Annotated in this window: 21 protein-coding genes; 6 read left to right on the plus strand and 15 right to left on the minus strand. The window is 68.5% G+C overall.

Annotation, left to right across the window (positions count from 1 at the left end):
• Positions 1-4: 4 nt before the first annotated feature.
• Together VG502_RS02840 and VG502_RS02845 are read right to left on the minus strand one after the other, a co-directional pair.
• Positions 5-904: a dolichyl-phosphate beta-glucosyltransferase gene (locus tag VG502_RS02840; protein WP_414655694.1), complete on the minus strand. Its 900-nt coding sequence runs from the start codon at positions 902-904 to the stop codon at positions 5-7.
• 14 nt (positions 905-918) lie between these two features.
• Positions 919-3,075 carry an ArnT family glycosyltransferase gene (locus tag VG502_RS02845; protein WP_325548489.1) on the minus strand — a complete coding sequence of 719 codons (2,157 nt, stop codon included), beginning with the start codon at positions 3,073-3,075 and terminating at the stop codon, positions 919-921.
• 180 nt (positions 3,076-3,255) lie between these two features.
• Here VG502_RS02845 and VG502_RS02850 point away from each other — a divergent pair, with 180 nt between their 5' ends.
• Positions 3,256-3,501: a hypothetical protein gene (locus tag VG502_RS02850; RefSeq protein ID WP_325548491.1), complete on the plus strand. Its 246-nt coding sequence runs from the start codon at positions 3,256-3,258 to the stop codon at positions 3,499-3,501.
• On the opposite strand, the gene VG502_RS02855 is transcribed toward VG502_RS02850, so the two are convergent.
• Positions 3,502-4,101, minus strand: coding sequence for a TetR/AcrR family transcriptional regulator (locus VG502_RS02855; protein ID WP_325548492.1), 600 nt, complete (start codon positions 4,099-4,101; stop codon positions 3,502-3,504).
• A 76-nt stretch (positions 4,102-4,177) separates the two neighbouring features.
• On the opposite strand from VG502_RS02855, the gene VG502_RS02860 reads away from it, so the two are divergent.
• Positions 4,178-5,074, plus strand: coding sequence for an SDR family oxidoreductase (locus tag VG502_RS02860; RefSeq protein WP_325548494.1), 897 nt, complete (start codon positions 4,178-4,180; stop codon positions 5,072-5,074).
• A gap of 132 nt (positions 5,075-5,206) precedes the next feature.
• Here VG502_RS02860 and VG502_RS02865 read toward each other — a convergent pair whose 3' ends face one another.
• Genes VG502_RS02865 through VG502_RS02875 form a run of 3 tightly spaced genes read right to left on the minus strand, consistent with a single transcriptional unit; the run spans position 5,207 to position 10,041 of the window.
• On the minus strand, positions 5,207-5,878 hold the full coding sequence (locus VG502_RS02865; protein ID WP_325548496.1) for an NAD(P)H-binding protein: 672 nt from the start codon (positions 5,876-5,878) through the stop codon (positions 5,207-5,209).
• Positions 5,875-6,762 carry an SDR family NAD(P)-dependent oxidoreductase gene (locus VG502_RS02870; protein ID WP_325548498.1) on the minus strand — a complete coding sequence of 296 codons (888 nt, stop codon included), beginning with the start codon at positions 6,760-6,762 and terminating at the stop codon, positions 5,875-5,877. The genes VG502_RS02865 and VG502_RS02870 overlap by 4 nt, the downstream gene beginning before the upstream one ends.
• A 45-nt stretch (positions 6,763-6,807) precedes the next feature.
• On the minus strand, positions 6,808-10,041 hold the full coding sequence (locus VG502_RS02875) for a DEAD/DEAH box helicase (protein WP_325548500.1): 3,234 nt from the start codon (positions 10,039-10,041) through the stop codon (positions 6,808-6,810).
• A 172-nt stretch (positions 10,042-10,213) separates the two neighbouring features.
• Here VG502_RS02875 and VG502_RS02880 point away from each other — a divergent pair, with 172 nt between their 5' ends.
• On the plus strand, positions 10,214-10,693 hold the full coding sequence (locus VG502_RS02880) for a hypothetical protein (protein WP_325548501.1): 480 nt from the start codon (positions 10,214-10,216) through the stop codon (positions 10,691-10,693).
• A gap of 147 nt (positions 10,694-10,840) precedes the next feature.
• Here the strand turns inward: VG502_RS02880 and VG502_RS02885 are convergent, their stop codons facing one another.
• Positions 10,841-12,883, minus strand: coding sequence for an NAD(+) synthase (locus tag VG502_RS02885; RefSeq protein WP_325548503.1), 2,043 nt, complete (start codon positions 12,881-12,883; stop codon positions 10,841-10,843).
• Between the two features lie 79 nt (positions 12,884-12,962).
• Here VG502_RS02885 and VG502_RS02890 point away from each other — a divergent pair, with 79 nt between their 5' ends.
• Entirely contained in the window at positions 12,963-14,192 is a 1,230-nt protein-coding gene (locus VG502_RS02890; protein WP_325548505.1) for an MFS transporter, read from the plus strand.
• A gap of 9 nt (positions 14,193-14,201) precedes the next feature.
• On the plus strand, positions 14,202-15,023 hold the full coding sequence (locus tag VG502_RS02895; RefSeq protein WP_325548506.1) for an acyl-CoA thioester hydrolase/BAAT C-terminal domain-containing protein: 822 nt from the start codon (positions 14,202-14,204) through the stop codon (positions 15,021-15,023).
• Between the two features lie 82 nt (positions 15,024-15,105).
• Here VG502_RS02895 and VG502_RS02900 read toward each other — a convergent pair whose 3' ends face one another.
• Genes VG502_RS02900 through VG502_RS02910 form a run of 3 tightly spaced genes read right to left on the minus strand, consistent with a single transcriptional unit; the run spans position 15,106 to position 17,689 of the window.
• On the minus strand, positions 15,106-15,900 hold the full coding sequence (locus VG502_RS02900; protein ID WP_325548508.1) for a crotonase/enoyl-CoA hydratase family protein: 795 nt from the start codon (positions 15,898-15,900) through the stop codon (positions 15,106-15,108).
• A gap of 13 nt (positions 15,901-15,913) precedes the next feature.
• Positions 15,914-17,182, minus strand: coding sequence for a low temperature requirement protein A (locus VG502_RS02905; protein WP_325548510.1), 1,269 nt, complete (start codon positions 17,180-17,182; stop codon positions 15,914-15,916).
• A 36-nt stretch (positions 17,183-17,218) separates the two neighbouring features.
• Positions 17,219-17,689, minus strand: a complete 471-nt coding sequence (locus VG502_RS02910; protein ID WP_325548512.1) for a cupin domain-containing protein — start codon at positions 17,687-17,689, stop codon at positions 17,219-17,221.
• Positions 17,690-18,039: 350 nt separating this feature from the next.
• Here VG502_RS02910 and trxA point away from each other — a divergent pair, with 350 nt between their 5' ends.
• Entirely contained in the window at positions 18,040-18,450 is a 411-nt protein-coding gene (gene trxA / locus VG502_RS02915; RefSeq protein WP_325548514.1) for a thioredoxin, read from the plus strand.
• Positions 18,451-18,539: 89 nt separating this feature from the next.
• On the opposite strand, the gene VG502_RS02920 is transcribed toward trxA, so the two are convergent.
• The 5 genes from VG502_RS02920 to VG502_RS02940 form a co-directional block, all read right to left on the minus strand.
• Positions 18,540-19,061 (minus strand): DUF2599 domain-containing protein, encoded by a 522-nt coding sequence (locus tag VG502_RS02920; RefSeq protein WP_325548516.1) that lies wholly within the window; start codon positions 19,059-19,061, stop codon positions 18,540-18,542.
• 68 nt (positions 19,062-19,129) lie between these two features.
• A complete protein-coding gene (locus VG502_RS02925) occupies positions 19,130-19,747 on the minus strand; it encodes a class I SAM-dependent methyltransferase (RefSeq protein WP_325548518.1) in 618 nt (205 codons plus the stop codon).
• Positions 19,747-20,835, minus strand: a complete 1,089-nt coding sequence (locus VG502_RS02930) for a glucosidase family protein (RefSeq protein WP_325548520.1) — start codon at positions 20,833-20,835, stop codon at positions 19,747-19,749. The genes VG502_RS02925 and VG502_RS02930 overlap by 1 nt, the downstream gene beginning before the upstream one ends.
• Positions 20,832-21,554 (minus strand): class I SAM-dependent methyltransferase, encoded by a 723-nt coding sequence (locus VG502_RS02935; protein ID WP_325548522.1) that lies wholly within the window; start codon positions 21,552-21,554, stop codon positions 20,832-20,834. The genes VG502_RS02930 and VG502_RS02935 overlap by 4 nt, the downstream gene beginning before the upstream one ends.
• Positions 21,551-22,828 carry a glycosyltransferase family 4 protein gene (locus VG502_RS02940; RefSeq protein WP_325548524.1) on the minus strand — a complete coding sequence of 426 codons (1,278 nt, stop codon included), beginning with the start codon at positions 22,826-22,828 and terminating at the stop codon, positions 21,551-21,553. The genes VG502_RS02935 and VG502_RS02940 overlap by 4 nt, the downstream gene beginning before the upstream one ends.
• Between the last annotated feature and the right edge of the window lie 76 nt (positions 22,829-22,904).

Here is a 22,904-nt window from a genome sequence, read left to right on the forward strand (position 1 = left end):
GAAATCACCCTGAAACGGGTGTCCTGTCGGCAATTGGGTGTCCTCTCGGCACGGGTGCGCCTGGAACCGGGGGCTCTGTGCGTGCTGACACCTCGATGCCGAGTCGCCCCAGTGTGTTTCGGAGCTGTTGGATCTGTGGGTCATCCTCTCCACGGGAGCGGCGCAGGCGCCATACCCCGCGCAGGTCGTCACGTGCGGTGCTGGCGATGTGCACCCGGCTGTCGGGGTCGTCATACCAATCGACCGGCACCTCGTGGATCCGCAACCGGCACCGCTCGGCGAGCACCAGCAGCTCGGTGTCGAAGAACCACGTCTCGTCCTCGACCAACGGCAACAGTGCCTTCGCGACGTCGCTACGGATCGCCTTGAAGCCGCACTGGGCATCGGTGAACCGGGTGCGCAACGCGCAATGCAGGATGAAGTTGTAACTGCGAGAGATGAATTCGCGCTTCGGTCCGCGCACCACGTGCGACCCGCGAGCCAGTCTGGAGCCGATCGCGACATCGGAGTGCCCGGACAACAGCGGCGCCACGAGCGGGAAGAGCCCAGCGAGATCCGTGGACAGGTCCACGTCCATGTAGGCGAGCACCAGTGCGTCGGAGGCCAGCCAGGCATGACTGAGGGCGAGCCCCCGGCCCTTCCTGTCCATCACCTGCAACCGCACCTCGGGCAGTGTCGAGGCGAGCCGGCGCGCGACCACCTGGGTGCCGTCCGTCGACGCGCTGTCCGCGATGGTGATCCGGAAGGGATAGGGGAACTCGTCGTGCAGCAACCGCCACACGGCCTCGACGCTGGCCGCCAGGACGTGCTGCTCGTTGTGCACCGGGATGACCACGTCGAGCACGACCTGAGGAGGATCGAAGTAGCCACCCGGCGAATCTTGAAGTTCCTGAAGGGTTTTCATCACTCAAGTCCTTCTCAGTTGGTCGACGCGCTCGAGGAATCGGTCGGCTGGGTCAGGTCGTAGAAGGTCGATCCCCCGATCGTCACCTTCGTGTAGTGCGCCTCGACCCAGGTGGTGATCTGCTGCGCGGCGTTCGAGCCGCCCGACCGACCGCCACCGCCGATGCCACCGGCCACGAAGTAGTGGATCCGGCCCGACTGCACATAGCTCTTGAACTGCGCGAGCGTCGGCGACGGGTCACTCCCGTTGAAGCCACCGATCGGCATGACGGGCTGCCCTGTCGCCAGCTGCAATCCGGCCGCGTTGTTGCTGCCGATCGCCGCGGCGACCCAGGTGTAGTTGTTCGCGCCGGACTGGAGAGCACTGACGATGGCGGTGCTCGGCGTGCTGGCATCCAGCAGGCCGCCCATGCCACCAGCCTGGCGCTGTGTGGTCGCAGCCTTGCCGGTCGGCGGCCCGCCGGTGGTTCCACCGGGAGTGCCGGTGCCGCCCGTCGTTCCACCGGGAGCTCGCATCGCTCCCGCGGTGCCGCCGGGCGCGGTGCCGCCCATGCCGCCGCCGGGCGCGGTGCCGCCCATGCCGCCGCCGGGCGCACCGCCGCCTCCACCCATACCGCCCATGCCGGCCGGGCCCGCGGTCGGGATCGAGCCGGTGTGGGCCGAGTTCACCGTGCTCCAGGTGTATGCCGCCGGCCCGGCGAGTCCCGAGCCGATCGCTGCCGTCAGAACCAGTGGAATCGCCTTGCGGTGCAACCAGTTCAGCGCCAGCAGGAGGAACGCCGCCGCCATACCGACGGCGAGGACGGAGGCCCGCAGCCAGTCGTCATACGCCGTGACCCGGGTGAGCAGGATGAACGACCAGGTGGCCGCAGCGGCTGTCGCGGCAGCGAGGGTGATCGATCCGATCGCGTGATGCCGTCGATCCCACGCCTCCTTGGCACCCATGCCGACGACCGCGGCGATCGCGGGCGCCAGCGCGACCGTGTAGTACTGGTGGAAGATGCCGGCCATGAAGGAGAACGTCAGCCCGGTGACGAGCAGCCAGCCACCCCAGACCAGGTAGGCAGCGCGCCGTCCGTCGGTGCGCGGTTTTCGACCGCGCAGCGCGATGCCCACGCCGAGCAGGATCAGCGCGGTCGGCAACAGCCAGGAGACCTGGCTGCCGACCTCGGAGCCGAACATCCGGGTGATGCCCGTGACGCCCCACATGCCGCCACCGGTGCCACCGGCCGGACCACCACCGCCACCGACCGATCCGGTCTCATTGCCGCTCAGCCGGCCGAAGCCGTTGTAGCCGAACGTGAGGTCCCAGAACGAATTCGTCTGACTACCACCGATGTACGGCCGCGAGCCGGCGGGAACCAGCTCCACGATGAACACCCACCAACCGGCGGCGATCACCATCGCACCGAGTCCGGCGATCAGGCCGAGTACTCGTCGCTTCAGGTTCGTTTTCGCGGCCACCAGGTATGCAATGCCGAAGAAGGGTATGACGAGGAAGACCTGGAACGTCTTGGTGAGGAAACCGAAACCGAGGAAGACGCCGACCAGGGCCATCCACCTGATCGAGCCCTTCTCGATCGCCCGCATGGTCGCCCAAGCGCCGAGGGTCATCAACAGGACCAGCAGCGCGTCGGGGTTGTTGAACCGGAACATCAACGCTGCCACCGGAGTCAGCGCAAGCACCGCGCCGGAGAGGAGCCCGGCCCCGGCGCCGAACTGCCGACGCACCATGGAGTGGACCAGGCCGACCGTCGCGACGCCCATCAGCACTTCGGGCATCAGGAGCGCGAACGAGTTGAGTCCGAAGATCCGGATCGAGAGGGCCATGACCCACAGCGCGGCCGGCGGCTTGTCGACGGTGATCGAGTTGGCGGCGTCCGAGGAGCCGAAGAAGAACGCCTCCCAGTTGACCGAACCCGCCTGCGCCGCAGCGGAATAGAACGAGTTGGCCCACCCGCTGGCGGTCAGGTTGTAGAAGTACAGGATGCCGGTCGCCAGCAGTAGGCCGAATACCGACGGCCGTGCCCACGTTGGGTCCTCGGGGTGCCCGCGCCACCAGCGGGCGAGTCGTCGGTTGCCCGCAGCAGCACCCGTGCGCTCGATGTCGCCCGATGCTTCCCTGCGGACTGCTTGATCTGAGGTCCGCAGATTCGCGGTCGCTGAGTCCATGGCAGGGAGCGTCGTCGCGCTGCTTGTGGCCATGCTGTGGCAGCTGCCAGGGCCGCCCGTGAGCGGCCAGGCGGCATACAGGCGTTGCCAGGAAGTTCAGCGCACGTTCAAGGTCCGCCCACAGCGAGCATCGCAATTGTCCTGTCCGACAACGGATCCCAGCACTCGAAGGACGCACACATGACGTTTGAGCAACCCGAACCCACCGCGCCGGCCAACCGGCAGCCGCGCTGGTCGGGCAAGAAGACCGCAGTGGTCGCCGCCCTGGCGATCGGACTGTCGTCGGCCGGAGCGATCACGGCATCGGCTGCGGTGACGAGCGGCACCGGTGGTGGTGACGGCCGGATGAGTGGTGGCGTCCGCAACGCGCGCACCTTCGAGATTCCCGGTGGACCCGGCGCACAGCAGCAGGGCAGCAACAGGTGATCAGCCCGCGGTCAGCGCCACCATCACGTCGAGTCGCTCCCGCGCAATCTCGGACATACTGCGCTGCTCCTCCGCCGCGATCCACTGCTGGAACGACAGGTGGAAGATCGTCACTCCGGTCTCGGCCGCGAGGGTCGCGGCCGGCTCATCGATCCCGCGCTGCCGCAGCAGCTCACCAAGCAGCACCTTCAGCGTCGCGAGCTTGGCCAGCTCCCGCTCCTTCAGGGACGGCTCGGTGTCGATGATGGACGCACGCACCCGGGCGACGGCGCGTCGCTCCTCGGGGAAGAACTCACCGGCCGCTTCGAGCGAACGCCGGATGAGTTCGTATGCCGAGGTGCCTTCCGGCGCCTGCTCGATCGGATCGGTGAACAGCTGCAGGAAGTCGTCCTGACCTGCGAAGAGGACCTCGCGCTTGTCGGCGAAGTGCCGGAAGAAGGTCCGCTCGGTCAGGTCGGCGGCACGGGCGATCTCGGCAACCGTGGTCCGCTCGAATCCCTGGTCCGCGAAGAGCTGCAGGGCGATCGCCTGCAGCCGCTCTCGTGCACCGGGTTGCCATCGCGCCATACCGAAGATCCTACTGATGACAGTCACTGACATCCAGGTGTACGGTGGTTGATGTCAGTCAATGACATCACTGGCTGGCCCCAGTTCAATTCTCGGGAAGGACCCACCCATGCGCGTATTCGTCACCGGAGCCACCGGTTGGATCGGCTCCGCAACCGTCGACGACCTGCTGCAGGCCGGACATGACGTCACCGGCCTCGCCCGCTCGGACTCGTCCGCAGCTCAACTCGAGGCGAAGGGCGCCGCCGTTCTGCGCGGCGACCTGGACGATCTCGACTCCATCCGCAAGGGCGCCGATGCGTCGGAGGGCGTCATACACCTTGCGAACAAACACGATTGGGCCAACCCGGCAAACTCCGCTGCTGCCGAGCGCGCCGCTGTCGAGGCCATCGGCGAGGTGCTCGCCGGCAGTGATCGGCCGTTCGTCGTCGCGTCCGGTGTGGCCGGTCTCGCCAGCGGGCGGCCGGCCACCGAGGACGACGTGAGCCCGTTCGTCGGCCCGGACTCGGCGCGAGGCGGCAGCGAGAATCGCGCGTTCGATTTCGTCGACCAGGGCGTGCGCGCCATCGCGGCCCGTTTCGCGCCGACCGTCCACGGCATGGGCGACCACGGTTTCGTCGCGCACATCGTGGCGATGGCACGTGAGCACGGTGTGTCCGGCTACCCCGGCGACGGTGCCAATCGGTGGGCGGCGGTCCATCGCTCCGACGCCGCGAGCCTTGTTCGTCTCGGCCTGGAGAGTGCCCCGGCCGGAGCCCGGCTGCACGCGACGGCGGAAGAAGGCATCTCCACCAAGGCCATCGCCGAGGCCATCGGCGCCGGTCTCGGCCTACCGGTCACCTCGATCGACCCGGACGACGCGGACGCACATTTCGGATTCCTCGGCCGGTTCATCGGGATGAACGGCGCGACGACCTCCGACAAGACCCGCGCGCTGCTCGGCTGGCAGCCCACCGGTCCGACCCTGCTCGAGGACATCGCGGCCGGCGCGTACTTCGAGGTCTGAGCCGGTTTCGATACGCTCCCCCGCTCCGCTCCCCTTCGAGACGCCCGCTCGTCCCTCACGGGCTCCTCAGGGCGCAGCTCCGCTACCCTTCGATACTCTCGCTCGTCCCTCGCGAGCTACTCAGGGCGGCGCTCAACCCGCTTTGATGGCGGCGACGGCGTCGGCGATCGGGGTGTCGCCGTTGTTGAACTGCACGAACGCGCCGACGGAGTTCTGCGCCGGCAACAGTGCCGCGACGACCGCGGCGACGTCGGCACGCGAAACAGACCCGGACTTGAGGCCGTCGTCGCCCTGCCCCTTGACCTCGATGCGCCCCGTCGGCGCGTCGTCGGTCAAGGAGCTCGGGGCGGCGATGGTCCAGTTGAGACCGGTGCCGCGCAGGTATTCGTCCGCGGCAGCCTTCGCCTCGGCATACGCGAAGAACGAATTGTCTTCGGGCACACCGTGATCCGTGGAGGCGCCGAAATAGGAGACCATGATGTAGCGCTCGATGCCCGCGGCCGCGGCGGCGTTCATGCTGCGGATCGCAGCGTCCCGGTCAACGGCATAGGTGCGGGACGGGTTGCCACCGCCCGCACCTGCCGACCACACCACCGCGTCGACGCCGGCCAGCAACTCGCCGATGGCCGGCACGTCGAGATGCTCAACGTCGGCGACGACGGGCTCCGCACCGGTCGCCGCCACCTCGGGCGCGTGATCCTTGTTGCGGAAGAGCGAACGCACCCGGTGGCCCTCACCCGTCAACTGCTTGGCCAGCAGCATCGCGATCTTGCCGTGCCCACCGATGATGGCGACAGAACTCATGAGCCGGACCTCTTCCTCTTCGCGCCGAGCGCCTGCAGCTTCGCGACAGCCTTCGGCATCGGCTGCTTGCCGGTGCCGACCTGCTTGGCGGCCGCCTTCATCGCTCGATCGTAGACCGGCCGCGCGAAGCGCTTGGCGGCATACGCGACGTGGCCGTCCCGGTCGGTCAGGATGATGTGCTTGTCGGCCTTCATCCCCGAGAACGCCGCCGCCGCAACCTGATCCGCGGACCGGGGCGCCTTGTTGATCATGTCGACACCACTGGCTTCCATGTCGACATCCTTGCCACCGAACGACGACGCCAGATTGGTGCGGAAGAACGCCGGGCAGATCACCGACACGCTGATGTTGTATGGCGCAAGCTCGGCCCGCAGCGTCTCGCTGATCGCCACGACCCCCGCCTTCACCGCGTTGTATGACGCCATCGCCGGCGCGTGGACCAGTCCGGCGAGCGATGCGGTGTTGACGATCTGCCCGCCCGACTGGTGCTTCATCATCGGCACGAAGGTGTGGCAACCACGGGCGACGCCGAGCAGGTTGATGTCGGTGATGCGGCGCCACTCGTCCATGTCGGCGACGTCGATGCGACCACCCGCGGCGATGCCGGCGTTGTTGACCAGCAGGTCGAGTCCGCCGTAGTTGGCCTCCACCCAGTTGCGGGCGTTGTCCCAGTCCTCGTCGCGACTGACGTCCAGCTTCAGGTAGTCGACGCCGTCGGGCAACGAGCCCACCGGCGCGATCTCGTGCACGTCGCCGACCAGGACCCGCGCACCATCAGCGACCAGCAGCTTGACCAGGGCCTGACCGAGTCCGGAGCAGCCCCCGGTCACCAGGCAGCGAGCAGCGGCATACGACCGAGTGGGTTTCGAGGAGAGAATGCGCATACCTGCCAGCCTAGACATACTTACCGGTTGGTAACCAGGCTTCGGTCATTCCAACAGCGCGCGGATGTCGTCCGGTGTGATCGCTCCACCGACCCCGCCGTCGCCATCGACGACCTTCTCGAAGAGCTCGCGCTTGCGCTCCTGCAGCGCGACGACCTTCTCCTCGATGGTGCCGGCACTGACCAGCCGATAGACCATCACCGGGCGGTCCTGCCCGATGCGGTGCGCGCGGTCGATCGCCTGCGCCTCGGTCGCGGGGTTCCACCACGGGTCGAGGACGAAGACGTAGTCGGCCTCGGTCAGCGTGAGGCCCACGCCGCCGGCCTTGAGCGAGATCAGGAACGCCGGGTCGTCACCGCCCTTGAAGCCGTCGATCACCGCCTGTCGGTTGCGGGTCCGGCCGTCGAGGTATGACGAGGACAGCCCGGCCTTGTCGAGTGCGTCCCGGGCGAGCCCCAGGAATGACGTGAACTGGCTGAAGACCAACGCCCGGTGACCTTCGGCCGCGAGCTCGCCGATCTGCTCGACCAGGAGGGTGATCTTCGCCGCGTTGTCGCCGCCGGCCGGAATGTCGTCGACCAGTCGCGGGTCGAGCGCGAGCTGGCGCAAGCGGGTGAGCGCGGCCAGGATCGCGACGCGGTTGCCGTCCGGGTCCTCGAGCAGACCGAGCACGCGCTGCCGCTCGCGCTGCAGGTGCCGGTCGTAGATCTGCCGGTGCTTGGCAGAGAGCTCCACCGCCTGGACCTGCACCTGCTTCGGTGGCAGGTCGCTCGCCACCTGCTCCTTGGTGCGGCGCAGCATCAGCGGGCGGATCCGCCGGCGCAGCTGATCCAGCAGCTCCGGAGCCTGGCCGCGCTCGATCGGCTTGCGGTAACGCTGGCCGAACGCCTCGGGTCGCGGATAGAGCCCGGGTGCGGCGAGCGCGAGCATCGACCACAGGTCCATCAGGGAGTTCTCGAGCGGGGTGCCGGTGACCGCGAGCGTGAACGGTGCGCCGATGCGCTTGGCCGCCTGGAACGTCTTGGAGGCGTGGTTCTTGACCCATTGCGCCTCGTCGAGCACCAGGCCGTTCCAGGCGGTTTCGGCGAACTGGTCGGCATCCAGCCGCAACACGGCGTATGACGTGACGACCACATGTGCGTCGCCGATGGCTTCCTTGACGGTGCTGCCCCGCCGCTTGCTGGTCTCGGCGAGCGCGACCACCCGGATGTCCGGCGTGAACCGGGCAGCCTCACCGACCCAGGTGCCGACGACCGAGCTCGGCGCGACCACGAGGACCGGCACCTCCAGCTCGCCCTCCTCACGGGCGCGCGCCAGCAGGGCGAGGGTCTGCAGGGTCTTACCGAGACCCATGTCGTCGGCGAGGATGCCGCCGAGAGCGCAGTCCCACAGCGCTGCCAGCCAGGTGAAGCCCTCGACCTGGTAGCTGCGCAGCGTGGCGTGCAACGACTCGGGAATCGTCGGCGCCGAGAACCGGTCGAGGTCGCGGACCCGCTCCAGCTGACGGGTCCACCGCTCGCTCTGCTGGTCGACGACGCCGAGCTCCTCGAGCTCCTCCCACAGGCCGACGTGAAAGCGGTTGATCGACAAGCCTTCTCGCTGCTTGTCGGCGATCTCGCGCGCCTCGGCGATGAGGCGCTCGAGCTGGTAGAGCTCGGGCCGGTCGAGAGAGAACCAGGTGCCGGACGCGAGCAGCATCGCCTCGTCCTCGCGGGCGAGGGCGGCGAAGAGTTCGGCGAACGGGACCTCCTCGCCCTCGATGGTGACCGTGACGTGCAGGTCGAGCCAGTCGTTGTCCTCGGAGTCGGCGGCACCGATGGTGATGAGCGGCGCGACCGTGCTCTCCTCGAAGGCCGGCAGCTCGCCGTCGATCACCAGCTCGATGTCGTCGCTGGCGGACAGCTCATCCAGGTGCTCGGCGAAACGCACGGCGGGCCAGCCGCGCAGCACGCTCTCGGAGACCGGCCACCAGCCGAGGCCGCCGATCAGCTCCATCAGGCCCAGCTCGCGCAGCGTCGGGTCGACCCTGCCGACCAGCTCGTGCTCGCCGACGCGATCACGGGTGCGGTCGTAGACGTCGAGTGCGACCGGTTTGGGGTGCTTCCCGGCATACAGCATCCGGACGGTGACCTGGATCGCCTGCGGCTCGGGCGAGGTGACGGTCAGGAGCAGCCGCAGCGGCTCGGGCACCGGGAGCCCGTCGCTGGAGACCAGGCGCAGCTGGCGGGTCAGCCGCGGGTAGTAGAGGTCGCGGAACTCCTCGGCGTCCTCGGGCGGGACCGTGAGCGGACCGTCGAGCAGCAGTGCCCGGGTCGCCGGGCTGAGTGCGGTCTCGAGCTGCGCGAGGGTGATGGTGCCGTCGTGCCCGACGAGCGCGAGGCCGTGCCCGGGATCGCCGAACAGGACCACGTCGCCCGGCCGGTCGGTGAGGCCGACGACGTTGGCACTGCCGAGCAGGGAGCCGTCGGGCTGCTCGCCGAAGTCGGCCGCCACCTGCAACGGATCGGGCAGCAACCGGACCTGCTCGCGACTGTTGTATGCCGGCAGCAACTCGACGCCGGTCGCGACGCAATCGCGCAACGCCGACCACAGGCCGGCGCCGGACTCGTCGAGGTGGATCTCGGCCGGTGCGAGGGCGTATTGGTGGGTGCGGCCGACGATGACGTCGCGCAGTGCGCTGATCGCGTCGGCCTGCGCCAGGTTGAAGCGACGCCGGACGCGGTTGAGGGCGATCTCGTCCCAGGAGGAGGTCTTGGACCAGTTGGTGGTCTTGGTGACGTGGGAGGGCCGGACCGACACGCGCGTCACACGGCGCCGGCCGCGTAACTCCTTGGTGGCCTCGACCCGCAGGCCGAGGCGCACGCCGTCGTCGCTGTGATCGACCGGCGGATCCTCCAGCTGCTCCTGGACGAACCGGCGCCATGCGGGCAGCTCCGGCGTGCTGCCGCCGAGGTGATCGCGTGCGGTCAGCAGCGTCGCGGCGACGTGCTTGCACTCGGTCGCGACCGGGCAGGAGCAGCGCGAGTGCCAGTCGGGCAGGCCGTCGTGGTCCTCGACGCGCGTGATCATCACGGTGTAGGGGCGGGCACGGTTGCCCTCGACCGTGGACAGGAGGAGTCGGCCCTGGTCGCCGGTGTTGATCGACTGCACGCGCTCGGAGTCGACATACAGCTCGGCGCGCGCGAGGGTCAGCTCCCCCAGCCGCGCGGCGAGTTGCTCGGGCCCGACCCGACGCACCCACTCCGCGCCCTTCAGCTGCAGCTCGGGCGGGTTGATCACTCTCCGACGGTAGCCGCCGGGGCCGACAGTCGCGAGCAAGGCTCGGGTTCCTGTGTATGGCGCGCTCCGGCGCCCGGGGATGTGCACAAGTACGTGTGTCAGCCGCGTTGCGGACCGCTGTGAATTTGGGACGCGACTTCACGAAAGGACCCGCGCAACGAATACTCGGACCATGCGTCGGATTCAGAGCATCGTGGGACTTGGCCTGGCGATCATCGTCCTGGCAGGGGTTCTGGGGCTCTGGCTGTGGGGCAAGCCGCGCGAGACGGTCGCGCTGCCGTCGTCCTCGGCCTCGCCCGCGAGCGTCGTGCGCACCTTCGCCAAGGCGCTGAACGACCGGGATTTCTCCGCTGCCAAGAAGGTCGTCATCGGTGACCGGGTCGGTGTCGACGCCGGCTGGTGGAGCCTGCACGGCCCTCGCGTCGACGATCTGCGGATCCTCAGGACCGGACCGGTGACCAGCGGCGCACAGTGCGAGAGCAAGGCCGCCGCGCGCTGGAAGAAGTGCGTCCAGGTCGACACCGAGGCGACGTTCAAGCATGTGAAGGGCCTGACCAAGGGCAGCAAGCCCCATCACGAGGCGTGGTCCTACTTCCTGGTCCGGAACGACCCGTCCCGGAGCTGGCGGATCCTCGACTGGGGCAAGGCCTGAGTCGAGTCTCGCGCCGGCGGCCGTCGGCTGCGCCATGCCAGGCGTGCGCCATACAGCACGATTGGCATGGCGGGGACTGCATCTCCCGGCAGCGCCATGTCAGAAGTGCGTCATACCGCACGATCGGCATGGCGGGCGCGGCCGTTGCTACGCCTTCGGGACGTTGCGTTCCAGCTCGCGCAACCACACCTTCGCGTTGCCGTCGCTGGGGGCGCGCCAGTCGCCGCGGGGTGAGAGCGCACCGCCGGCGACGACCTTCGGGCCGTTGGGCAGCGCGGACCGCTTGAACTGGCTGAAGCCGAAGAAGCGCTTGATGAACAGCTCCAGCCACTGGTGGATCTCGGTCATCGAGTATTCCGTCCGACGGCCCTCCGGATAACCGGGAGGCCACTCGCCCGACTCGGCGTCGTGCCAGCCGTGCCAGGCCAGGAACGCGATCCGGCTGGGCCGCATGCCGTGCCGCAGGACGTGGAAGAGGTTGAAGTCCTGCAGCGCATAGGGACCGATCGCGTCCTCGGTTGACTGCGGCTTCTCGTCGTCACCGGCCGGCACGAGCTCCGGGCTGATCTCCGCGTCGAGGATCGACTGCAGGGTCGCGGTCGCGGACTCGTCGAAGGTCCCGGTGCTGATGACCCAGTTGATCAGGTGCTGGATCAGCGTCTTGGGGATGCCGGCGTTGACGTTGTAGTGCGACATCTGGTCGCCGACGCCATACGTGCACCAGCCGAGCGCCAGCTCGGACAGGTCGCCGGTGCCGAGCACGATGCCGTTCTCGTTGTTGGCGATCCGGAAGAGGTAGTCGTAGCGCAGGCCGGCCTGGACGTTCTCGAACGTCACGTCGTAGACCGGCTCACCGTCGCCCGCGGGATGTCCCATGTCACGCAACATCTGCGTCGCGGCAGGGCGAATATCCAACTCCTGGAACGAAACTCCCATCGCCCGCGCGAGATCGGTCGCTGCCGACTTGCTCGCACTGCCGGTCGCGAAACCGGGCATCGTGTAGGCGAGTATGTCGGTGCGCGGCCGGTCCAACTCGTCCATCGCGCGCGCCGCGACGAGCAGCGCGTGCGTCGAGTCGAGCCCGCCCGAGACACCGATGACGATCTTGGGTCCGCCGATCGCGGTGAGCCGCTGCTTCAGCGCGGTGACCTGGATCGTGTAGGCCTCGTAACAGTCCTGCGCCAGGTGCTCCGCGTCGTCCGGGACGAAGGGGAAGCGCTGGATCTTGCGCAGCAGGCCGATGTCGTCCCGCGGCGGGTCGAGCAGGAAGGTGATGGCCCGGAACCTGGTGACCTCGTTGAAGGTTCGCGCATTGTCCGCAACCGAGCCGTCCCGCAGTCGCTCCTGCCGGATGCGATCCAGATCGACGTCGACGACCGTGCGGGCGGCCGCGCTCGGGAAACGCTCGCCCTGGCCGAGCAGGCTGCCGCACTCGTGGATCATCGTCATGCCGTCCCACGAGAGGTCGGTGGTCGACTCGCCATACCCCGAGGCCGCATAGACGTATGCCGCAAGGCATCTCGAGCTCTGCGCCTTCGCCAGCGCCCGGCGTTCGGCGGCGCGGCCGACCGTGATCGGGCTGCCGGAGATGTTGACCAGCACGTTCGCACCGGCGAGTGACGCGACGGACGACGGCGGGATCGGCACCCACATGTCCTCGCAGACCTCGACGTGCACGGCCAGCGAGGGCAGGTCCTCGGCGGTGAAGATCAGGTCCGGACCGAACGGGACCGAGGCTCCCCCGACCGTGATCGACTCGCCGCACTGGTCGTCGCCCGGCGCGAAGTAGCGCTTGTCGTAGAACTCCCGGTAGTTGGGCAGGTAGCTCTTCGGCGCGACACCGAGCACGACACCACGGTGGATCGCGACCGCGCAGTTGTAGAGCCGCAGGCCCTTGCGCAACGGCGCTCCGACGATGACGAGTGGCAGCAGATCCGTTGTGGCGGCGGCGATTTCACCGATCGCGGCCTCGACGTCCTCGAGCACGGCATCCTGCAGCACGAGATCGTCGATCGCGTAACCGGTCAGGCTCATCTCCGGGAACGCGGCGACCGCCACCGCGTCGGCCGCGCACTCGCGCACCTGCTCGATGATCGTCGCGGCATTCGCCCGCGGGTCGGCGATCGCGGTCGGGACGGTGCACGCCGCAACGCGCGCGAAGCCCTGGTCGTATGCCGAGAAGAAGTTCATGGCTGCAGTCTCTCAGGTGTGAGCCATCGCTCACGGGAGCCGCCACTGCACCACGACCGGTCACTGCCATCCTGGGCAGATGCGCTTTCCGGGATGGCTGCGAGTCGCCTTTGCCATGTTCGTCGTCGGCTGGGGCGCCAATCAGTTCACCCCGCTGCTGCTCGTCTACCGCGAGACCGATCACTACTCGCAGACGCTCGTGACGTCGATGTTCGCGGCATACGTCCTCGGCCTGGTGCCGGCGCTGCTGATCGCGGCCGAACTCGGCGGCCGCTTCGGGCACCGCACGGTGCTGCGGCCGGTGATGGTGCTGACCGTGATCGCCTCGCTGCTGCTCGCGATCGGCGACCACTCGCCCGCCCCGCTCTTCATCGGCCGCGTTCTCTATGGCGTCTGTACCGGCGCGGCGATGTCCCCCGGCACGACGTGGGTCAAGGAGTTGTCGCGCGACGCTCCGGTCGGCACCGGTGCCCGGCGCGCGGCGATCGCCCTGTCGGCCGGCTTCGGTGGTGGCGCGTTCCTCGTCGGGTTCATGGCGCAGTGGTTGCCCGCCCCCAAGGTGCTCCCGTATGTCGTGCACATCGCGCTCACCGTGGTCGCGGGCGTGCTCGTGTGGAACGCGCCGGAGCTCACTCGCCACGCAACGAAGGTCCCTGAGGAGTCTGTGAGGGACGAGCAGACGTCTCGAAGGGCGCCTCGAAGGGAGTCTCGAGGTGCCGGAACTCCGCATTACGCACTCAGCACCCACTTCTGGGCACGCATCGGGCCCATGGCCCCATGGGTTTTCGCGTGTCCGGCGATCAGCATGGTCATCCTGCCGACGCTGATCAGGACCCAGATCTCCGGTGCCGCCATCGCCTTCACCGGCATCCTGTGCGGTCTCACCCTCGGCACCGGGGTCCTGGTCCAGCAGCCCGCCCGCCGGCTGGAAGCGGAGCACCCCGGGCTGGTCACCGTGCTCGGCATGCTCGGGACCGTGCTCGGCGTCCTGCTCACCGTGCTGACCGTCGAACACGGCTCGATACCCCTGGTCGTGGTGGGTTCGGTGGTGCTCGGCGCGGGCTACGGCCTCAATCTGGTCGGCGGGCTGACGCGGGTCGAACGCTCCTCCCCCGCAACAGAACTCGCGATGACGAATGCGGTGTTCTACTCGCTCACCTACATCGGTTTCGCCGTGCCGACGGTGGTCTCGGTACTGGTCAACCACTGGCCGGAGACCGACGTCCTGCTCGGTTTCGCCCTCCTGGCCGCCCTCAGCCTGCTCGCCGGGATGCTCGCGCAACGCGCCGCGCGGGTGGTGGCCGGTTAGAGTCGGGCCATGCGCGAGGACACGCTGCGGGACCCGGAGGGCCTGCTCGTCATACCCGAGAAGCACTGTGGGACAGGCGTGCTCACCATCGGCGGGTCCAGCGGGCGCATCGATGACGACCGCGCACGGGTGCTGGCCGCGCAGGGTGCACTGGCGATGTCGATCCGTTGGTTCGGTGGTCCGGGGCAACACACCGGTCCGCGGCTGATCCCGCTGGAGACCTTCACACGGGCGCTCGATCGCATCGCGCCGGAGTGCGACCGGCTGGTCATCGCAGGGATGTCGTTCGGCGCCGAGGCGGCGTTGCTGACCGCGTCATACGACGAACGGGTCGACGGTTGCATCGGATTCGCGCCGAGCCCGGTCGTGTGGAGCTTCATCGATCCGGACGGCACCCAGGTCTCGCACTGGTCGTATGACGGGAAGCCGGTGTCTGCCGTACCGTTCGACACCAGCTGGCAGCCCGACACCGACCCGCCCGCCTACGTCGGGATGTATCAACAGAGCCTGCGCCTCGCGGATCCGGAAACCGTTGCCAGCGCGACGATCCCGGTGGAACGCATCGGTGAGCTGCTGCTCGTGGCCGGTGGGGACGATCAGGTGTGGCCGTCGATCGATTTCGCGCAACGCATCGTCGCCCGCCGCCGGGACCACGGCCTCGACACGGTCCTCAGCGCTCTGCCCGAAGCGGGCCACCGCACCAGGCTGCCCGGCGAATCTCCTGTCACCGCAGGACAATCCATGCGTCGCGGCGGCACGGACGAGACCAACCGCGATCTCGGCCGGCTGGCCTGGCCGCACGTCCGCCACATCCTGCGCCTGCCGGATTGACCGGCAGGCATACGTGTTGAGCGGCATACAAATTTCGGTCGATACGTATGCCGCTCAATGCTGAACCCTGCCGGTCGATCAGTTACCGGCGGGCCTGGAAGACCGGCGTCTCCCGCTTGAGTCCGGCCACGCGGGCGATCTGGGAGTTCTTGCCGAGCAGCAGTTTGGTCTGCTCCCAGCGCTCCCGCGCGAAGGTATGCCGCGGCGACGACTTCCAGGTCGTGTCGAAGAGTCGCTTGGCCGCGACGAGTGCGTCCGGGGAACGCTGCAGGAGCGACTCGGCGAGGTCGCGCGCTGCGTCATACGGCTGGTCATGCACCTGACCGACCAGACCGAGCCGCGCCGCCTCCTGCCCGGAGACGACCTCGGCGGTCATCGTCAGTCGCTTGGCCGTCTCGATGCCGACGAGCTCGGACAGCGCGCGGACGCCGGTCATGTCCGGGATGAGGCCCCATTTGCCTTCCAGCACGGACCATTTCGCGTCCGGAGCGGTCACCCGCAGGTCGGCCCCGAGCGCGATCTGCAGCCCACCGCCGTAGCAATGCCCGTGCACGGCGGCGATGACCGGCACCGGCACGCGGCGCCACGCCCAGCACGCCTCCTGGAAGACGTTGGTCCCCCGCCACGGCCGCGGCAGCATGCCCAGCGGCAGCTGCTTGGGGTCCGCGGTCACGGTCTTGAAGTCCAGGCCCGCGCAGAACGAATCGCCCGTGCCGGAGAGGATGACCGCCCGTATGTCGCGGTCGCCGCGCAGCCGCCGTGCCGTCGTTGTCAGGTCGCGCAACATCGGCAACGTCAGGCCGTTCAGCTTCTCCGGCCGGTCCAGCCGGACGTCCGCAATGCCGTCCCTGACGGTCACATCGATGTTGCTACTCATGAGTAAAGGGTACTCAGGAGCCGGCCGCGAGGCGCTCCAGATGCGCCTCCTGCCAGCGGTAGGCACCCGCCTCGTAGGCGACGATCGTGACGAACGGCGCCGCCATGATCAGCAACAGGCTGATCGAGATCGGGGCGCCCACGGCGGCCAGCACGATCGCAGCGGCCAGCAGCACCACCGTGATCGCGGCGTTGACCAGGTGCAACCGGTGCAGCCGGCCGATGAAGACGTCGTGCAACGAGTAGATCCCGGCCAGGTAGATCGCGACCGGCACGGCCAGCATCGCCACCGCCGTACCCTCACCCAGCTCCGACTCGTGCTCGAGGAAGAGCCCCAGGATGTGCAGGCCCGCGCCGGCGCCCGCGATCGCCATGAAGACCAGGACGTGGCCGTAGCCGAAGAAATAGCCGTATGTCGGCCGGTGCTGCAGCAAGGTGCCGAACGGCATCATGAAGTAGACCCACCACATGCCGAAGGTGAGGCCGATGCCGGTGATGACCACCGCGATCGCATTCCAGCTCCACTGGTCACCGGCCTCACCGCCGAGCAAACCCTGTGACGAGCCGATGGTGCCGACGATCCCCTCGCCGAGGGTGATGATCGCGAGCAGGCTGTAGCGCTCGGCGATGTGGTGCGGGTGCCACGGCGTGCCGTTCGCGCCGCCCTGTGCCAGCACGGGGATGAGCAACTCGCAGGCACCCAGGAAGACGACGATGACGGCGGTCAGCACGAGCGGCATCGGGACGAAGCCGAAGACGACCCAGCCCGCCTGCACGATCATCAGCCACCGGATGTTCCGCAGCGCGACCCGGCGATAGTCGCTGGACTGGCGGGATGCCCGCCACCACTGGGCGACGAGCGGCACGCGCATGACGACATACCCGATGACCATGATCCGGGTGTCAACGTGGTGACCCTCGTCGATCGAGTGGAACATCGGGGCCAGCCCGAGCGCGAAGATCACGACGCCGACCATCGTGAGCATGGTCAGGATGCGGTAGAGCCAGTCGTCGGTGTCGAACGACGATGCGAACCACGTGAAGCTGATCCACGCGACGCAGATCGCGAACATCGCGAAGACGAACGCCACAACGCCCTTGGCGACGTGCCCCTCCGCGGCCATCTCGGCGAAATGTGCGGCCGACGTGCCGACCGCGACCACGAAGATCAGGTCGAAGAGCAACTCCAGCGGCGTGGATGCCCGCTCGCCCTCCTGCGGATCGCGACCGAGCATGGGAGTCAGCCGACGTCGGAACTCGGACGATGAAGGAGTGACGCTCATGTGCAGCATCCTCCCAGCCGACCGGCAGGCGAGCGGTCAGGACGCGGCGTCGATGGCGACCGGCTGGCCGTTCTCCCAGGCGTACGGCGTCATCTCCGCGAGACCCGGTGCGTACGCGTGGATGGTGATCGCCACGTCATCGCCCACGTTGGTGAGGTTGTGCGCGGTCCGCGGCGAGATCGCGATCTCGTCACCTGCGCGCAGGTCACGCCAGTGCTCCGAGCCGCCCTTCCACAGGCGGTCGATCAGTTCGCCCTGGACCACGACCATGGCGCCGGCCGCGGCGCCGGCCGCGGCGCCGTGGTCGTGCCAGTCGGTGGTCGCACCGGACGGCCAGGTCATCAGCCACACCTCGAGGTGCGAGTTCTTGGTCAGCTGGCGGCGCTGCCGCTCGGTGCCGGCGCGACCGGTCGCGAGTGTGACATCGACGTCGTGCGCGAACAGGCGCGCCATACGGGCGAGTTGGTCACTGGTGAAATCCCGGATGCCGGGTGAAGCGGTGCTCATCGAAGTCTCCGTGAAGGAATGGGGCTCGCGCCCGCTGGGGCGCTGTGGTCTGCGGTCTGTATTGGGCGAAGATCGGCTCAATAGCGGCAGACATGCCACGTCGTCATACGACGCCGGTCGGCGAGTCGTATGCGGAGCGTGACGTGCGAAGACATGCCTCCAGCAGAACATGCCGTCTCGGCATTCGCCAAACGCAATTCGTGGCGTCTTGTCAGGCAAGATCGAAATACCGCGATTCGGACACCCCCCGATTCGGGCGTGGGAAGGTTCCGGGGCTCCCGGTCGTTGGGCAAGGGAGCGGCCGCCGACAGCTGCCGCAAACCGCCACCGTCGACCAAGGAGTGCAAACGATGGCAACCAAGACCCTCACGACCGACACGTTCACCGACGAGGTCCAGTCCGACGGCATCGTGCTGGTGGACTTCTGGGCGGACTGGTGCGGCCCGTGCAAGATGTTCGCGCCGATCTTCGAGGACGCCTCGCAGCAGAACCCGGACATCACCTTCGGCAAGGTCGACACCGACGCCGAGCCGGCCCTGAGCCAGGCCCTGCAGATCACGTCGATCCCGACCCTGATGATCTTCCGCGACGGCATCCGCGTCTTCGCCCAGGCCGGCGCGCTGCCCGGCCCCGAGCTGACGTCGCTGATCGACCAGGCACGCAAGCTGCCGATGGACGAGGTCCGTGCGCAGATCGCCGAGGAAGAGGCCAAGCAGCAGGGCGAGCAGGGCGAGCAGGGCGAGCAGCCCGACGCACAGTAGCCGCTCCATCGCGAATGACGGCTTCCTCGGCGAATGACGGTCGAATCTGACCGTCATTCGGCGAGGAAGCCGTCATTCGGCAGGTCGGGTCAGACTTCGGGGCCGCCGGGGTTGCAGCGGGCGTCATACATCTGCTGCCCGGTGACGACCGGCCGCCAGGGCTCGAGGTTCCAGCTGGGCTTGTTGGGTTCAGCCAGTCGCGCGAACACCCAGTGGCAGTCGAATTGCGCTCGCATTCCTTGACTTCCGGCGTCCGGCGCCTTGCGCAGCACCTCGCGCCATGCCTCGCCTTCGGCCGAATCACCGGTGACCGTGCGTCCATTTGCCGTCGGGTAGACCTGCAGGCTCCGGCGACCGCTCGGCGTCAGCACCCACACCACCCTGCTGATGTATGGCGGAGGGGCGCTGACCGTCGGCGGTGAACTCGCGGACGACACAGTGGTTTCCGTCGCCCGCGCGCCTCGATGGGCTTCGCCGCTGCGTCCTTGGCCCGACTCCTCGCGGTGCGAAGTGAACGACTGCGAGGCCGGCCCGTTGCCACCGTCACTTGTCCCGCACGCGGCGACGGCGCCGAGCAGCAGCAGCGTCATACCGACGCGGGCGCGGGACATGCGGCCATTGTCGCCGAGTGACGCTCGAAACAGCCATTGACGCCCCTGCAGCGGAGTCAATCGCTGTTTCAGGCGTCAGGTGCGGTGAGCACCCGCAGCGAACCGTGCTGCGCGGTCTCGGTGAAACCGTCGGCGAGCGCGGCCTGCACGACGTGCCAGGGGGCCTGGCCTCCGTCGGCCGGGTCCGGGAAGACGTCGTGGACCAGCAGCAGCCCGCCCGGGACCAGATGTTTCGCGAACGCGCGGTAATCGTGCTGTGCGGTCTTCTCGGTGTGGTTGCCGTCCAGGAAGAGCAGCTCGATCGGCGAATTCCACCAGGCCGCAACGACTTCGGTCCTGGCCACGACGGCCGAGCAGACGTCGGCCAACGCGTCGAGCACCGGCCGGAAGTGCGGCAGCGTGTCGAGCAGACCGCTGCGCGGATCGACCATCGTGCTGTCGTGCCACTCCCAACCCGGCTGGTTCTCCTCCGAGCCGTGGTGGTGGTCGACCGTCACCAGTCGCGCATCGCGTGAGCGTGCTGCGGCACCGAGCAGCAGCGTCGACTTGCCGCAGTAGGTGCCGATCTCCAACCAGGTGCCGGGGCGAGCGCCGAGTGCGACGTCATACAGGGCATCGCCCTCGTCGACCGGCATGAATCCTGTTGTCGCCGCAACGGTTTCGGCAAGATCCGGTGGGACGGGCATCAGCTCACCGCTTCGCCACGAGCGAGCGTTGCGGACTCGACCGACTCGTCACCCGGCCAGCCGGCGTCGCGCCACAGGCCGGCACCGGAGGTCGTCTGGGTGACCACGTCCGCGGCCAGGAGCACCGCGGCAGCGGTCCACGAGGTCTGCTCCCGCGGCCAGAGCACCATGTCGGGCAGGTTGCGGCCGGTCCAGTAGCCGCCGGTCTCCTCATCGCGCAGACCCTGCAGGTCCTCCAGCACGCTCAGCGCCCGGTCGGTCTCACCCATGGCATCCAGCGCGGCGACGAGTTCCGCGGACTCCGCCGACGTGACCCACGGCTGGTCGTTGACACATCGGGCGCCATGGCCGGGACGTACGAAATCGGCCCAGCCGGCGTCGATCCGGGCGGTCGCCATCCGGCCGCGCAGCGCACCGGCGAGCACCGGGTAGTACCAGTCCATCGAGAAGCGTGCTCGGTCGGCGAAGGACTCCGGCCGCTCGCGCAACGCGCTCGCCAACCGGTTGCCGGCCCAACGCCAGCGTGGCCGATCGTGTCCGAGGGTCGCCGCGATCAGGCATGCGCACTCGATCGATTGCAGCGCGCTCGCGCTGCCGGTGAGCAGGGCGAAGTCGGCGACACCACCATCCGTGCCGACGGCCCAGCCGAGCTCCCCACCCGGATGCTGCGCCCGTATGACGAAATTGATCGCCGCCTCGACTGTGGGCCACAGCCGGGCGAGCCCGTCGGTCCGACCGGTCACCAGGTAGTAGTGCCACAAACCGACTGCGAAATAAGCACATTGGTTGGTGTCGGAGCCGGGATCCTCGATCCCGCCGTCGCGCAACACCATCGGCCAGGAGCCGTCCTTGCGCTGGTTGGCCGCGGACCATTCGAGTGCCCGCCAGGCCGCGGACCAGTAACCGGCAACGGTCAGCCCCATCGCGGACTCGATGTGGTCCCAGGGGTCGAGGTGGCTGCCGTCATACCAGGGGATCGAGCCGTCCGAGCGCTGCTGCCGCAGCACGAACTGCGCTGTGGCAGCACATTGTTCGGCAGTCAGGACACCCGGGACAGCCAGGCCGCGGGTGGATGTCAGCCGCGTCATACGGCCTCCGGCTTGCGCGAGTAGACGACGAAACTCTTGCCGGCCACCGGATTCAGGGCGTTCTCGGCCGCGCGGGTGACGAACGGCGCCTTCATCATGTCCCACACCAGCAGCCGGTGATAGGCCTTCACGGCGGGGTTGTCGTTGTTGTCGGGACCGACCGCGCACTTCAGCCACCAGTACGGCGCATGCAGGGCGTGCGCGTGATGTTGCTTGTATGGCGCCAGGCCCGCACGTTCCAGGCGTTCCACGAGTTCGGAGGCGCGATAGATGCGGATGTGGCCGCCCTCCACCTCGTGGTAGGAGTCCGACAGCTTCCAGCAGACCTTCTCGGGCCAGGAGCGCGGCACCGACACGGCGACCAGCCCGCCGGGCTTCACGACGCGGAAGAGCTCCGCCATGACCTGCTCGTCCTCGTGCACGTGCTCGAGGATCTCCGAGGCGATCACCCGGTCGAAACTGTTGTCCTCGAACGGCATCGAGCGCGCGTCGCCGTGCAGCACCGTCCCGGACGCACCCGCGGGCACCTCGCCCTCGAGCTCCATCGCGCCGAACATCGTCTTGATGTCGGCCAGGTCCGACTCGGACTGGTCGAACGCGGTCACCACTCCCCCGCGGCGCAGCGCCTCGAACGAGTGGCGCCCCTGCCCGGCACCGACGTCGAGCACGCTCATCCCGGGTGAGACCGGGAACGCCGAGTCGAAGTCCATCGTGATCATCGTGCTGACTCCTTGGTTCTTGTTGCCTCGGACGGCCCGGCGACCGCGCTGTCCGCAGCGATCACCTCGGCAATCACTTCGGCGTAGACATCGGCCGTTGCCCGGGCAACCGCGCGCCAACTGTATGTGCCGACCGCACGGGCGCGTCCCGCCGCACCCATCCGAGCGGCCTCGGCCGGGGATGCCAGCACCGCCGCGATCGCTGCACCGAGAGCCGGTGCATCGCCTGCGGGAACGAGCCGGCCGACACCGTCGGCGAGCAGGTCGGGCAACGCCCCGACGTTGGACGCCACCACCGGTGTGCCGCTGGCCATCGCCTCGATGGCGGGGATCGAAAAACCTTCGTACCGCGACGGAATCACCTGCAGCGACGCCGAGGCCACCAACTCCGCGAGCTCCTCATCGGTCAGCCCGCTGCGGAAGGTCACCCGGTCGACCAGGCCGGCATCGGCCAGCCGCTTGCCGGTCGCCTCGCTCGGGGTGCCGACGACCACCAGCTCACTCCATGCATCCCGGGGCAGCTCCGCGAGGGCGTCGACCAGCACCGCCATACCCTTCAGCGGCACGTCCGCGCTGATGATCGACACGATGCGGCCGGGCACTCGCGGCTGCGACCGTGGCCGGAAGCGATCCACGTCGACGCCGACCGGCACGACCCGCATCCGGTCCCGGGGCACACCGAAGTCGGCCGCGATGTCCTGTGCGGACACCGTCGACACGGTGAGGATGTGCTTGCTGCGCTGGGCGACCCGGCGCTGCATCTGCACGAAGCCGTACCACCGGCGCTTGGTGACGCGGTCCCAGCCGGTCGCCGCCTCCAGTTCGAGTCGGCGGTCCCGGCTGATCGGGTGGTGGATGGTCGTCAGCAACGGCAGGCCGCGACGCTCGAGGGCGAGCAGGCCCGGCGCCAGTGTCTGGTTGTCATGCAGGATGTCGAAGTCGTCGAGCCGATCCCGCAACACCCGCGACAGGCGCATGCCGAACGTCCGCGGCTCCGGAAAACCGGCAGTGCACATCGCCGCGAACTCGAAAACGTCTATCGCCGAGCGGAATTCACGCAACGCGGGCCGCCGGAACGGATCGTCGGCGCGGTAGAGGTCGAGGCTCGGCACCGGCGTCAGGCGCACGCCCGGATCGAGTCGCGGGTAGGGCTGACCGCTGAAGACCTCGACCTCGTGCCCGAGTGCCACCAGCTCGCGGGACAGGTTGCGGACATAGACGCCCTGACCGCCGGAGTGCTCCTTGCTGCGGTATGACGCCAACGCGATCCTCACGCCGCGCACCCCGCACCGCGAGTGACGGCTTCTTCGCCGAGTGACGGCGAGATTTGACCGTCACTCGGCGAGGAAG

This window comes from Flexivirga sp. (assembly GCF_035551235.1).
Taxonomy (GTDB): domain Bacteria; phylum Actinomycetota; class Actinomycetes; order Actinomycetales; family Dermatophilaceae; genus Flexivirga.